Below are 12,095 nucleotides of genomic sequence, written 5' to 3' on the forward strand. Positions count from 1 at the left end.
GCGAAGTCTCGGCCGATGCCTTGGAGCAAGCGCTGAATTCGGTGGGCATGAAGGCTCAGGCTGTCCGAGACGCCGCCGTGTCGACCACCTACCGCATCGAGAACATGGACTGCCCGAGCGAGGAGAAACTCATCCGCTCGCACCTCGGGGCAGTCGAGGGAATTCAGGACCTCGACTTCGACCTCGCTGAGCGCACCCTGTCGGTGAAACACCTCGCTCAGGCACGCGCGCAGATGGAGCAGGTCCTGGCCTCGATCGGCATGCGCGCCAAGGAGCAGACCTTCGGCCACACGGGGCCGATCGAAGCCGCGGCTGTGATCCCATCCTCGGCCCTGCAGCAGCAACCAACCGCTGCCGTTTCCGCGCCGCCGATCGGCGAGCGGGTGACGTACCGGATCGAGAACATGGATTGCCCGACGGAAGAAGCGCTGATCCGCGACCGGCTGGGCAAGCTGCCGGGTGTGACCGCGCTCGACTTCAATCTGATGCAGCGTGTGCTGGGAGTCCAGCACACGCTGGCGACCTCAGCGCCGATCGAGAAGGCGCTTGCTTCCATTGGAATGCAGGCTGCGCGGCAGGACATGCAGACAGCCACCACGGTACTTCGCATCGCGAAGATGGACTGTCCGACCGAGGAAAGTCTGATCCGCGGCAAGCTGCAAGGCATGCCGGGCGTGCAGGGAATGGATTTCAACCTGATGCAGCGCACGCTCACGGTTCGGCACACACCCGACGCGATCAAGCCGGCAGTCGAAGCCATCGAATCGCTGGGCATGGAAGCCGAGGTCCAGAGGACTGATGAGCCGCGCGATGCCCCGGTGGCCGCGCACAAGACCAATTGGTGGCCGATGGCGGTTTCGGGCGTTGCGGCGGTGGCCGCCGAAGGCGTGTACTGGGTCAACGACGGCAATCATTGGGCCGTGATCGTGCTGGCACTGGTTTCGATCTTCACCGGCGGCCTCAGCACCTACAAGAAGGGCTGGATCGCGCTGAAGAACCTCAACCTGAACATGAACGCCCTGATGGCCATCGCGGTCACCGGCGGCATGGCGATCGGCCACTGGCCGGAGGCCGCCATGGTCATGTTCCTGTTCGCGTTGGCGGAAGTGATCGAGGCGAAGTCGCTGGACCGCGCCCGCAACGCCATTCGGGGGCTGATGGACTTGGCGCCCGAGACCGCGACCGTGCGGCAGGCCGATGGCTCATGGACAGAGCTGCCGGCCAAGGAGGTCGCAAAGGGCGCGGTGGTCCGCGTGCGTCCTGGCGAGCGCATCGCACTGGACGGCCTGATCACCTCGGGTCGATCGGCCATCAACCAGGCGCCCATCACCGGCGAGAGCCTGCCCGTCGAGAAGGCCGAAGGTGACCAGGTCTTCGCCGGAACCATCAATGAGACCGGCTCTTTCGAATACAAGGTGACCGCAGGCGCCAGCGACTCGACGCTCGCGCGCATCATCCATGCCGTGGAGTCCGCGCAGGGCAGCCGTGCGCCCACGCAGCGCTTCGTCGACCAGTTCGCCCGCGTCTACACGCCGGCGGTGTTCGCGGTGTCCGTGCTGGTTGCCGTCGTGCCGCCGCTCGCCTTCGGCGGCGCATGGTTTGACTGGGTCTACAAGGCCCTGGTACTGCTGGTGATCGCCTGCCCCTGCGCTCTGGTCATCTCCACGCCGGTCACCATCGTCAGCGGCTTGGCCGCTGCCGCCCGACGCGGCATCCTGATCAAGGGTGGCGTCTACCTGGAGGGCGGGCGCAAGCTCAAGGCGTTGGCCCTGGACAAGACCGGCACACTCACACATGGCAAGCCCGAGCAGACCGACTTCGTGCCGCTGATCGGCGAGCCGCAGGAAGTTGCCGCCTGGGCCGCAAGCCTCGCGGCACGCTCGGACCATCCTGTGTCTCAGGCCATCGCCCGCAAGGCGAACCGTGACGGCATCGCGCTGCACGAGGTCGACGACTTCGCGGCGCTGCCTGGCCGCGGCGTGCGCGGCCGCGTCGCCGGGCGCATGTTGCACATGGGCAACCACAGGCTCGCCCAGGAGCTGGGCCTGAGCGAAGCGACGCTCCAGGCTCGGCTGGAGACCCTGGAGCGCCAAGGCAAGACAGCGATCCTGCTGATGGACGATGCGACCGTGCTCGGCATTTTTGCAGTGGCCGACACCGTGAAGGAAACCAGCCGTGAGGCGGTGGCCGACCTGCAGGCGCTGGGTGTGCGCACGCTGATGCTGACGGGGGACAACCAGCACACGGCCGCGGCCATCGCTGCCCAGGTCGGAATCTCTGAAGCCCGTGGTGACCAACTGCCCGAAGACAAGCTCAAGACCATCGAAAGCCTGGTCGGCGGCGAGGGCCAGGTGGGCATGGTGGGCGACGGCATCAACGATTCGCCCGCGCTCGCCCGTGCCGACATCGGCTTCGCCATGGGCGCGGCCGGCACCGACACCGCGATCGAAACAGCCGACGTCGCCCTGATGGACGACGACCTGCGCAAGATCCCCGCCTTCATCCGGCTGTCGCGTAGCACTGCGGCGATCCTCACGCAGAACATCGTTCTGGCCCTTGGCATCAAGGCGGTGTTCCTTGCGTTGACGTTCACAGGGCATGCCACCATGTGGATGGCTGTGTTCGCTGACATGGGGGCAAGTCTTTTGGTTGTCGTCAATGGGCTGCGCCTCCTGAAGTTCAAGGCGGCACGAACAATGGATGAACCATCTCTTCGCAAGACGCAGTGGTACTCACTCGCGATCGTTATATTCGCCGGCGATCAGGCAGCTAAGAGCTACATTGACGCGACAACTCCCTTGGGTTGGTCGCACGAGGTGGCGTCATTCTTCAACCTAGTTCACGCTCTCAATCCCGGCGCGGCGTTCAGCTTCCTTGCTGGCGCGGGCGGCTGGCAGCGGTGGTTTTTTCTGGCGATCGCGTTCGCAATATCGGCATGGCTCGCATGGCTGCTCTCCCGGCCGCTGCGCAAAACGGAAGGCCTTTCGTACAGCCTCATTCTGGGCGGCGCATTGGGCAACGCGTTCGACCGCGCCACGCGCGGGCACGTTATCGACTACATCGACTTTCACCTGCACGGCTGGCACTGGCCCGCCTTCAACATCGCTGACATGGCCATCGTGGGCGGGGCGATCGCGCTGGTGGCCCAGTCGTTCATGAGCGTGGAGAACCCGGCCGCCACAAAGGAGTCCCAGTGACATTGGGACGATCCGGAAATTCGCAATGCACACGGTGCAGGACACCAATCTGAAGAGAACGGCCCCCAGCATGAGCGGCCGCGGCTTGGCCCTCATGCTAGCGCCCACCGCCGCTTTTGCTGCAACGCCCTGTTGCGATGGCGGCGATTGCTGCAACGACGTCGCAATGCCTTGCTGTGAATAAACAGCACGCAAGCCAGTTGACCTGGCAATTATGAAAGTCCATCACGGCGATGCTGGCCTTTTTCGTTCCAATGAGCCGTCACGGAGAGGTGATGATGAAGCTATGCCGGGATCCTGCAAGCTTTAGGACGGTCTTCTTTACCGCATAGCGATATGCTGATGTCACCCGTTCGCCTCGCCTGGCAAGTACAAGTAGTTCGTCGCGGTTTTCTGGCCGTGTCCGCCCGCTTCGCTGGCCCTTTTGCCCCAAACAAGCGCAATCATGCCTGCGTTACCACCAAAGTTCGCCCCCGCCAGTTGCTGTTCCTAAAGGGCATCAAGCTCAACGCCATCGCCGACCGGCCAGCGTATTTCGCATCGCTGCGTGCCCGTCGGGGCCAGCCCATCGTCATCCTCGCAGAGCTGGGACCGGACGAGGCATTCGCCCTGTGGAAGCAGCATGTACTGGGCGACAGGCCTCGCTGACCCAGTTTCGCCTCATCCTCCTGACAGCCCCGCACTTATTGCGGGGCTTTCTTTTTTCCGCGTTCGCCAATCGGGGCTGTTGCAAATGCCGATTTCCGGCTGACGCGGCTCGCCTCGCGCATGAAGCTGCCCGCATGTGTCGCTGATCCGTCAGCACCATGCCAGCAGCCAGAGTTTCCAGGCTGCCGCGGATTCTTTCCGCGCTACCCGCCAGTCCGCCATCGCATCGAGTCTGCGGACGCGCGTCACCCGTGACGCCGATGCTTTTTTCTCAACCGCGTGCGGGAGCTGCCATCCCGTGAGGGACGAGGCCCCGCTTTTTCCAAGGAGCCCGTCCATGTCCCAGCAAGCCTCTTTCGGCCAGTTGGCCTTGATCCATTGCGGCAAGTTCCTGCCGCTCGAAATCCTGCATAGCGCCGCCGGCCACTACATCGGCACGCGCGATACAGAAGGTCCCGTTTCGCGGGAATCCTGCCAGTACTTCCGCAGCTATGCCGCGGCTCAACGTGCCCTCGAAAGAGGCGGCTGGTCCCAGCTCGCCACACCCTGATCCAACTGGAGGAACCACGTCATGAACCAGCTTTTGCCCCAGGAAGTCGTCGATCAGATCATGCGGGAAGAGCAGCATTTCGCCGCCGCGCCCCAAGCCTTCTTCGAGGTCTGGAAGCGCGGCGTCGAGATCGCAGGCCCGCAATGGTTTGGCGACGGCACGCGCGAAGGCCTGAACCAGGCAAAGAGCAAGTGGGATCTGCGTCCCGACATGCTGCGTGCCAACGACGCACTCGGCGTCCTGAGCAGCGGGGAACGCATGTTCCTGTCCGCCATGTTCAGCTTCTACAACGCGCGCGAGGGCGGTGCCATGCTCAAGCGCTGCCACTTCCAAGGACTGTCGGACTTCGATGGTCTCGATCTGCAACGTCGCCAGGTGATCGCCGACCTGCTGCTGAACTACAGCGGTTGGTGAGCCGGTCCCTGGCACACCTTCATCACTGCGTTCACGGGACCCCATGAGGGACATGCGCCTCGTTCGAGGCCATGTCCCTCGCGTTTTCTCCCCGCCCAGCGCCATCCGGCATCAGGCGGTTTCCCCTGCGGATGCCATCGTCCGCAAGGGCTGGCTCCGTTCATTCATCGAAAGGAGCCTTCATGGCCAACAACTACTACGAAGCCACCGGCGTTCTCGTGCTCGACCGTGTGACGCCCGTCATCCAGGCGCTGTTCGGCGCCTTCGCGCTGGACGAGAGCCACCCCGGCAACGGGCAGGCCTACATCGCCCAGATCGCCGAGACCACCAATCCGCAATGGCCGGACGTGCTCGATGGCCTGGAAGACCTGGCCACGCAACTCGGTATTCCGATGCCGGACGACGAAGGGCTGTCGATCCCGCCGCTGCTCGAACTGCTCGCCGTGCACTTCCGTGCCGATGAGGACGAAGAGCTGGGGAACTTGATCGACCGTCATTCGTTCGAGGACACCGCCGATCTCGACGCATTGTTTCTGATCGCCACCCGGTTCGATGACGGGCACCACCTGACCGCCATCCAGTTCGAGGGCTGCTGGTACTGCAGCAAGCCGCGGCTGTTCGAGTTCGGCGGCAACGGCTGCTACCTGAGCCGCGAGGTCCGCTTCATCAGCTCCTCCTCCCAGGCCCTCCAGCTCGGCGACCAATTGCGCAAGACCATTGTGGCCGCCGACATCGAAGAGGCTTCGGCCCTGATCGCGCTGGAGACCATCAATCTGCTGGCGGGCGTCAGCGACGAGCCATTCCGCATGAATTTGCGCCGGCGCGTCGCCGAGCGATTGGCCCAAACGCCAACGATCAGCGTCACCTGACGCTGTTTCCTTTCTTTCCACCCACCGGGGTCAATTCCCGGTGGCGGGGATTTGCTCCATCATTATTCTGTTGGAGAAATCCCATGTCCCAGAATCCCAATCCCTTTCTACGCGGCTACTGGAATCTGAAAATCGTCCGCACGCTGTCCATCAGCTACGAGGACGGAAGCCCGCATGTTTGGCGAAACATCCACCCGAGCCAGCAGCACCTCTGCGACGCGGCGCTGGTTTCTTCTCCTTGCATCATCACCAGCGACTTCGCGGTGGTCAGGACTGGCACCGAACCTGTCGGCGCCGCACTGATCGCCGAATGCGACGCGGCTGAAGGGGGCAGCGGCGAAGGCATGGTGGGTGCCGTGGTGTACGCGATCCACGGCGACGACTTCGACGGCCGCCCCGTCCACATTGGCGACACCTATTCGGCCGAGGCCGCACGGGAAGTCGTGCAGCGGTTGAGCTTCGAGACCGGCTACTACAGCCGGTGCTGGGAAATCAGCAGCGCGCACATCAGCCGCGAAACCGGCCAGTACCTGGCCAACCTGGCTGACCTCGCGACGCCGGAGGCCTTTTTGTTCATCGCGTTCCGGATTCCCTACAGCCCGGCGATCGGCGTCAAGCTGATCTCCACGCCCTGGACGGACCAGCACCTGCAGGACGTCGAGGGGATCGCCGCCGAGCAGCTTCGGCAGGAGCACCGCAGCAAGGGCATGCCGGACGAGCTGGCACAGATCCTTGAACTGGCCGGCCAGGCCGACGTGCGCATCCTCATCCTCGATGCCGACGCACCCGTGTTGCCGGGCCTATCGCTGGCCGGCGAATAGCTGCCACACACATCCCCGGCCTTCCTTGTCCTCACCGCATGCCGGCCCGGTCTCCCGCCAGAGAGCCGGGCCGGCGCACTTTCACAGGAGCGATCCCATGTTCCCCGACCTCATCACACCCGCATCCGACTTCGAGCACCAACTCGGAGCCTGCGTCAACGCCATGAGCCAGGAAGATGCCATCGGCCAGATCCTGGTATTCGAGCGCATGAGCGGCACGCTGCACATGCGCCATATCGCCAGCGCCGACCTGGTGGACACCGACGTGGACGACTACGAAATGGTCGTCTTCGACGGTGGCAACACAAGCGGCGACACGTGGAAACACGTGTTCTTTCCGCGTCAGCGCGAGCACTACTTCGTGTACCAAGCCTGATTCCTCCAGCCCCTTTCGAGGGGCTTTTTCTTGCCCGCAGCACAGGAAAACGGTTGTGGTGCGGTGCCGTTTCCTGCGGGCAGGCAGACCGCCCCAGGGCCATGCTTGCCCCATGTTCGTCGGCGTTGCCGGCACATGCCCAGGCAGTCGAGACCTTCGAGGCTGCAAGCGCGGGAAACCGTGCTGGTCGTTTCTTCCTACGGACCTACCGCGTCCATCCACGCCACCCACAAGGGACCTCTCCCTTGCGGGCGGGGAATCCCTTGTTTTTCCTCAAGGAGTTTCCCCATGGATCGTTCCCTCATCAAATCCATGATGCCTTCGCTGGTCGCAGGCCATGTGCCCCGCAACGTGCGGTCGTTCAAGTACCGCGTGTTCGATGATCAGCCGCTGTCCTCAACGCTGGGCTTCGCCATCGACCCCCAACCCTTCGACGGCAAGGTGGTCGCCGCGACCGACGATGCCATCGTCGTCAAGCTCAAGCCTTCCGAGTTCGCGGTGCTCGATCCCAGCCTGGTGACCACGGTTCCTGCCGAAGGCGCCAAGGTGCATGTCCAACCCTATGCCCGTCGTCGCTTCGACGGACTGCGCGCGGACACGCCGGAGGTCATCACCGAGGAGACTTCGGACGGCACGCCGTACACCATCACGAGGCACATCCTCGGCTCGGCGCCGGCCAAGCTGCCCATTCCCACGCCGCAGTGCATGGAGTTGGGCCAGCTCATCGAGCAGTTGGAGGAGATGCCGGCCCCCGATCGCTTCCGGCGCATCACCCACATGCTGGTGGATGCCGGTGCCCGCGACTTCACCTGGGTCGATCCCACGCCCTCCAAGATCATCGAGACCCCGCCGGCGATCAGCTTCACGGTCTCGACCGCGAAGTTCGAGGGCCGGGTGACGATCCTCTACGACCGCGGCGGAGACACCTACGTGGTGGAACTGCACCGTCAGAACGGTGAATCGGTCGAACTGGTCGATCGGCACGACGAGGTGTATTTCGACATGCTCGGCGAAGTGCTGGAGAGGCTCATCGACGACGGGCGCTGGCGCCAGATCGACGTGAGCATCCTCGACGCGAAAGCGGCCCGCAAGCGCCAGGCCGTCCCGGCATGACGCCCCGCAGCGAAACCGGGCGGTCCTGCGGCTGACCCGAGGCATCCGCCACGGCGTTCCAGCCGTTCCGGCCGCGTGCACTACAGGCCCTTCATCCCATCGGATGGAGGCCTTTCTCATTCTTCCACACAGGAGATTTCATCCATGTCACTGCGATTCAAAGGCGCTGACCTGCGCCCCGTGCTGACCGAAGCCATCGCCAATCAGGGGTCGTCTCAGAAAACGGAAAAAAATCGTACGCTAAGAGCCGAAGTGGGCCCTTTAGCAGCAATGCAAAGCTGCGATCAACGGGCAGGAAACATTGCCATGGTGCGCGTTGCACTCTCTCACTAGCGTCGACAGGGCCTCTTCCATCCGCGTGAGGTCCGCCATGCGTGCGCGCACATCGGCCAGCCGGTGAGCAGCCAGTTCGGCCGCCTCGCTGCAATGGGTGCCGTCCTCCAGTTTCAGGAGCTGGCCGACTTCATCCAGGCTGAATCCCAGGCGCTGGGCTGACTTCACGAACTTCACCCGCGCCACGTCCGCCTGCCCGTAGCGGCGGATGCGACCGTAGGGCCGCTCCGGCTGGGGTAGCAAGCCCTTGAGCTGATAGAAGCGGATCGTCTCCACGTTGACCCGGGCTGCCTTGGCGAAGGCCCCGATGGTCAGATTCTCTTGAGCGTTCTCCATGGCGCTTGACTCCGTAGTTGACTACGGAAGTAACGTTACAGCATCAAGCGAAGTCCCGGAAGGAGAACCTTATGTCGGAACCCAAGAACGGCTGCGGCGCACTGGCGACCGGCGGCGTCGCGGCCGTCCTCGCCTCGGCCTGCTGCCTCGGCCCCCTTGTCCTGGTCGCGCTCGGCTTCTCTGGCGCGTGGATCGGCAACCTGACCGTGCTGGAGCCGTATCGGCCGATCTTCATCGGCGCAGCGCTCATCGCGCTGTTCTTCGCCTGGCGCAGCATCTTCCGACCAGCCCATGCCTGCAAGCCCGGCGACGTTTGCGCCGTGCCCCAAGTGCGGACTGCCTACAAGGTGATCTTCTGGATCGTGGCCGCCCTGGTTCTGGTTGCCCTCGCGTTTCCCTACGTCCTGCCGCTGTTCTACTGAAAGGAGATCACCATGAAGAAACTCACCACCCTCACCACCCTCATCGCCCTGGCCGCCGCTCTAAGCGCGCCCGCCTGGGCTGCCACCAAGACCGTCACCCTGTCGGTGCCCGGCATGACCTGCGCCGCGTGCCCGATCACGGTCAAGACGGCTCTGTCCAAGGTCGCCGGCGTCGAGAAGGCCGAAGTCAGCTTCGAGAAGCGGGAGGCCGTCGTCACCTTCGACGAGGCCAAGACCAATGCCGACGCCTTGACCAAGGCCACCGCAAACGCGGGTTACCCGTCCAGCGTCAAGCAGTGAGGGCGTAATCATGGCCGAGGCGATCACCCTCCACATCGAAGGCATGACCTGCACGTCGTGCGCCGAGCACGTCCAGCAGGCTTTGACGAACGTGCCCGGCGTGCGCGCGGCCTCGGTGTCCTATCCGCAGCGGCAGGCCGAAATCGAGGCGGATGCAGGCGTGAGCGTGGCCCCGCTGGTTGCCGCAGTGGCCACGCTCGGCTATCGCGCACGGCTTACCGACACGCCGAACAAGCCTGCCGGCCTGCTAGACAAGGCGCTGGGCTGGCTCGGTGGCGAAACGAAGCATGTTGGCGGTGAACAAGCGCTGCACGTGGCTGTGATAGGCAGCGGCGGCGCGGCGATGGCGGCTGCCTTGAAGGCCGTGGAGCAAGGCGCCCGCGTCACGCTGATCGAGCGCGGCACCATCGGCGGCACCTGCGTCAATGTCGGCTGCGTGCCGTCCAAGATCATGATCCGCGCCGCGCACATCGTCCACCTGCGCCGCGAAAGCCCGTTCGATGCTGGCCTGCCGGCCGCAGCGCCCGCTGTACTGCGCGAGCGGCTGCTGGCCCAGCAACAAGGCCGCGTCGAGGAGCTGCGCCATGCCAAGTACGAAGGCATCCTGGCAAGCACTCCGGCCATCACCGTGCTGCGCGGCGAGGCCCGGTTCAGGGACACGCGCACGCTGACCGTGGCGACCGCTGACGGCGGCACGCACGAGGTGAACTTCGACCGCTGCCTGATTGCCACCGGCGCGAGCCCGGCGCTTCCGCCAATCCCGGGCCTTGCGGACACACCCCACTGGACCTCCACCGAGGCGCTGGAAAGCAGCTCGCTCCCCGAGCGGCTGGCCGTGATTGGTTCCTCCGTGGTGGCGGTCGAGTTGGCGCAAGCCTTCGCCCGGCTGGGCAGCCAGGTCACGATCCTGGCGCGCAGCACGCTGTTCTTCCGAGAAGACCCGGCCATCGGGGAAGCCGTAACAGACGCCTTCCGCGCCGAGGGCATCGAGGTGCTGGACCACACCCAGGCGAGCCACGTTGCCTATGCGGGCGGGGAATTCGTGCTCACCACCGGGCAGGGGGAAGTGCGCGCCGACAAGCTGCTGGTCGCCACCGGTCGCGCGCCGAACACGCGCAGCCTGAACCTTGAAGCGGCAGGCGTCGAAGTCAATGCGCAGGGAGCCATCGTCATCGACCGCGCCATGCGCACGAGCGCACCGCACATCTTTGCTGCCGGCGACTGCACCGACCAGCCGCAGTTCGTCTATGTGGCGGCGGCGGCCGGCACGCGCGCCGCGATCAACATGACCGGCGGCGACGCGGCGCTGGACCTGACGGCGATGCCGGCGGTGGTGTTCACCGATCCGCAGGTGGCGACCGTGGGCTACAGCGAGGCGGAAGCGCACCACGACGGCATCGAGACCGACAGCCGGCTGCTGACGCTCGACAACGTGCCGAGGGCGCTCGCCAACTTCGACACGCGCGGCTTCATCAAGCTGGTGGCGGAAGCTGGCTCAGGGCGGCTGATCGGCGTACAGGCGGTCGCGCCGGAAGCGGGCGAACTGATCCAGACGGCCGCGCTGGCGATCCGCCACCGGATGACCGTGCAGGAGCTGGCCGACCAGTTGTTCCCCTACCTGACCATGGTCGAGGGACTGAAGCTCGCGGCGCAGACCTTCAACAAGGACGTGAAGCAACTGTCCTGTTGCGCCGGATGAGGAAAAGGGAGGTGTTCGATGAACGCCTACAGCCGCGCCAACCGCCGCATCTACGCGGCCTTGTCCGATCCCCTGTCGGCCACCCACCGGCACCGCCTCGACGATCTGCTCAAGCGCCACGACAACGGCAAGACGACCTGGCTGGCCTGGCTGCGCCAGTCGCCCGTCAAGCCGAACTCGCGCCACATACTCGAACACATCGAGCGCCTCAAAGCCTGGCAGGCGCTCGACCTGCCTTCCGGCATCGAGCGGTCGGTGCACCAGAACCGCCTGCTCAAGATCGCCCGCGAAGGCGGCCAGATGACGCCCGCCGATCTGGCCAAGTTCGAGGCACAGCGCCGCTACGCGACCCTGGTGCGCTCGCCATCGAGGGCATGGCCACCGTCACCGACGAAATCATCGACCTGCACGACCGCATCCTGGGCAAGCTGTTCAACGCTGCCAAGCACAAGCATCAGCAGCAGTTCCAGGCGTCCGGCAAGGCGATCAACGCCAAGGTGCGGCTGGCCACCTCGATCAAGCAGGGCACGGTGACGGCCTCGCTGATGCTCAGGAAACTCGGCAGCTACCCGCGCCAGAACGGCCTGGCCGTGGCGCTGCGCGAGCTGGGCCGCATCGAGCGAACGCTGTTCATCCTGGACTGGCTGCAAAGCGTCGAGCTGCGCCGCCGCGTGCATGCCGGACTGAACAAGGGCGAAGCCCGCAACGCGCTAGCCCGCGCCGTGTTCTTCAACCGGCTGGGCGAAATCCGCGACCGCAGTTTCGAGCAGCAGCGCTACCGGGCCAGCGGCCTCAACCTGGTGACGGCGGCCATAGTGTTGTGGAACACGGTCTATCTGGAACGGGCCTCAAACGCCTTACGCGGTCACGGCCAGACTGTCGATGACGCCCTGTTGCAGTACCTGTCGCCGCTGGGCTGGGAGCACATCAACCTGACCGGCGATTACCTCTGGCGCAGCAGCGCCAAGATCGGCGCGGGCAAGTTCAGGCCGCTACGACCGCTGCAACCGGCTTAGC

The 12,095-nt window shown here is 64.8% G+C and carries 12 protein-coding genes and 4 pseudogenes; 15 read left to right on the top strand and 1 reads right to left on the bottom strand.

Going from position 1 to position 12,095, the window contains the following annotated elements:
- Positions 1–47: 47 nt before the first annotated feature.
- From ACRSCF_RS19840 to ACRSCF_RS19885, 10 genes and pseudogenes are all read left to right on the top strand, one after another.
- Positions 48–212, top strand: a pseudogene (locus ACRSCF_RS19840) (cation transporter); the annotation flags it as partial.
- Positions 213–322: 110 nt separating this feature from the next.
- Positions 323–2,678: pseudogene (locus ACRSCF_RS19845) on the top strand (heavy metal translocating P-type ATPase); the annotation flags it as partial.
- Between the two features lie 60 nt (positions 2,679–2,738).
- Positions 2,739–3,197 (top strand): annotated as a pseudogene (gene lspA, locus ACRSCF_RS19850) (signal peptidase II); the annotation flags it as partial.
- A gap of 336 nt (positions 3,198–3,533) precedes the next feature.
- Positions 3,534–3,845 (top strand): hypothetical protein, encoded by a 312-nt coding sequence (locus ACRSCF_RS19855; protein ID WP_003108988.1) that lies wholly within the window; start codon positions 3,534–3,536, stop codon positions 3,843–3,845.
- Between the two features lie 337 nt (positions 3,846–4,182).
- Complete coding sequence (locus tag ACRSCF_RS19860; RefSeq protein WP_003116833.1) at positions 4,183–4,395, top strand: hypothetical protein; 213 nt, start codon at positions 4,183–4,185, stop codon at positions 4,393–4,395.
- Positions 4,396–4,416: 21 nt separating this feature from the next.
- Positions 4,417–4,809, top strand: a complete 393-nt coding sequence (locus ACRSCF_RS19865; protein WP_003116832.1) for a hypothetical protein — start codon at positions 4,417–4,419, stop codon at positions 4,807–4,809.
- A 182-nt stretch (positions 4,810–4,991) separates the two neighbouring features.
- Positions 4,992–5,678, top strand: a complete 687-nt coding sequence (locus ACRSCF_RS19870; RefSeq protein ID WP_003116830.1) for a hypothetical protein — start codon at positions 4,992–4,994, stop codon at positions 5,676–5,678.
- Between the two features lie 83 nt (positions 5,679–5,761).
- Positions 5,762–6,499, top strand: a complete 738-nt coding sequence (locus ACRSCF_RS19875) for a hypothetical protein (protein WP_003116829.1) — start codon at positions 5,762–5,764, stop codon at positions 6,497–6,499.
- 97 nt (positions 6,500–6,596) lie between these two features.
- Entirely contained in the window at positions 6,597–6,875 is a 279-nt protein-coding gene (locus tag ACRSCF_RS19880) for a hypothetical protein (protein ID WP_003116828.1), read from the top strand.
- A 288-nt stretch (positions 6,876–7,163) separates the two neighbouring features.
- Positions 7,164–7,988 (top strand): hypothetical protein, encoded by an 825-nt coding sequence (locus tag ACRSCF_RS19885; RefSeq protein ID WP_003098941.1) that lies wholly within the window; start codon positions 7,164–7,166, stop codon positions 7,986–7,988.
- Between the two features lie 261 nt (positions 7,989–8,249).
- On the opposite strand, the gene merR is transcribed toward ACRSCF_RS19885, so the two are convergent.
- On the bottom strand, positions 8,250–8,657 hold the full coding sequence (gene merR, locus ACRSCF_RS19890) for an Hg(II)-responsive transcriptional regulator (protein WP_003098939.1): 408 nt from the start codon (positions 8,655–8,657) through the stop codon (positions 8,250–8,252).
- A 71-nt stretch (positions 8,658–8,728) separates the two neighbouring features.
- On the opposite strand from merR, the gene merT reads away from it, so the two are divergent.
- The 5 genes and pseudogenes from merT to ACRSCF_RS19915 all read left to right on the top strand — a co-directional run.
- Positions 8,729–9,079 (top strand): mercuric ion transporter MerT, encoded by a 351-nt coding sequence (merT, locus tag ACRSCF_RS19895; protein ID WP_003116827.1) that lies wholly within the window; start codon positions 8,729–8,731, stop codon positions 9,077–9,079.
- Positions 9,080–9,091: 12 nt separating this feature from the next.
- Entirely contained in the window at positions 9,092–9,379 is a 288-nt protein-coding gene (gene merP, locus ACRSCF_RS19900) for a mercury resistance system periplasmic binding protein MerP (RefSeq protein WP_003116826.1), read from the top strand.
- A 10-nt stretch (positions 9,380–9,389) separates the two neighbouring features.
- Positions 9,390–11,078 (top strand): mercury(II) reductase, encoded by a 1,689-nt coding sequence (gene merA, locus ACRSCF_RS19905; RefSeq protein WP_003098932.1) that lies wholly within the window; start codon positions 9,390–9,392, stop codon positions 11,076–11,078.
- Between the two features lie 18 nt (positions 11,079–11,096).
- Positions 11,097–11,612 carry a Tn3 family transposase gene (locus ACRSCF_RS19910; RefSeq protein WP_003098931.1) on the top strand — a complete coding sequence of 172 codons (516 nt, stop codon included), beginning with the start codon at positions 11,097–11,099 and terminating at the stop codon, positions 11,610–11,612.
- Positions 11,576–12,094 (top strand): annotated as a pseudogene (locus ACRSCF_RS19915) (Tn3 family transposase); the annotation flags it as partial. The gene ACRSCF_RS19910 and the pseudogene ACRSCF_RS19915, both read left to right, overlap by 37 nt.
- Position 12,095 lies beyond the last annotated feature (1 nt).

It is taken from the genome of Delftia sp. 11MD, assembly GCF_050907895.1.
Lineage (GTDB): Bacteria > Pseudomonadota > Gammaproteobacteria > Burkholderiales > Burkholderiaceae_C > Comamonas > Comamonas tsuruhatensis.

Bases quoted from the DNA above. Each gene is read 5' to 3' on its own strand.
- ACRSCF_RS19910 (WP_003098931.1), top strand. From the start codon at position 11,097: ATGAACGCCTACAGCCGCGCCAACCGCCGCATCTACGCGGCCTTGTCC.
- merA (WP_003098932.1), top strand. From the start codon at position 9,390: ATGGCCGAGGCGATCACCCTCCACATCGAAGGCATGACCTGCACGTCG.
- ACRSCF_RS19875 (WP_003116829.1), top strand. From the start codon at position 5,762: ATGTCCCAGAATCCCAATCCCTTTCTACGCGGCTACTGGAATCTGAAA.
- ACRSCF_RS19865 (WP_003116832.1), top strand. From the start codon at position 4,417: ATGAACCAGCTTTTGCCCCAGGAAGTCGTCGATCAGATCATGCGGGAA.
- merR (WP_003098939.1), bottom strand. From the start codon at position 8,657: ATGGAGAACGCTCAAGAGAATCTGACCATCGGGGCCTTCGCCAAGGCA.
- ACRSCF_RS19860 (WP_003116833.1), top strand. From the start codon at position 4,183: ATGTCCCAGCAAGCCTCTTTCGGCCAGTTGGCCTTGATCCATTGCGGC.
- merP (WP_003116826.1), top strand. From the start codon at position 9,092: ATGAAGAAACTCACCACCCTCACCACCCTCATCGCCCTGGCCGCCGCT.
- ACRSCF_RS19870 (WP_003116830.1), top strand. From the start codon at position 4,992: ATGGCCAACAACTACTACGAAGCCACCGGCGTTCTCGTGCTCGACCGT.
- ACRSCF_RS19885 (WP_003098941.1), top strand. From the start codon at position 7,164: ATGGATCGTTCCCTCATCAAATCCATGATGCCTTCGCTGGTCGCAGGC.
- merT (WP_003116827.1), top strand. From the start codon at position 8,729: ATGTCGGAACCCAAGAACGGCTGCGGCGCACTGGCGACCGGCGGCGTC.
- ACRSCF_RS19855 (WP_003108988.1), top strand. From the start codon at position 3,534: ATGCTGATGTCACCCGTTCGCCTCGCCTGGCAAGTACAAGTAGTTCGT.
- ACRSCF_RS19880 (WP_003116828.1), top strand. From the start codon at position 6,597: ATGTTCCCCGACCTCATCACACCCGCATCCGACTTCGAGCACCAACTC.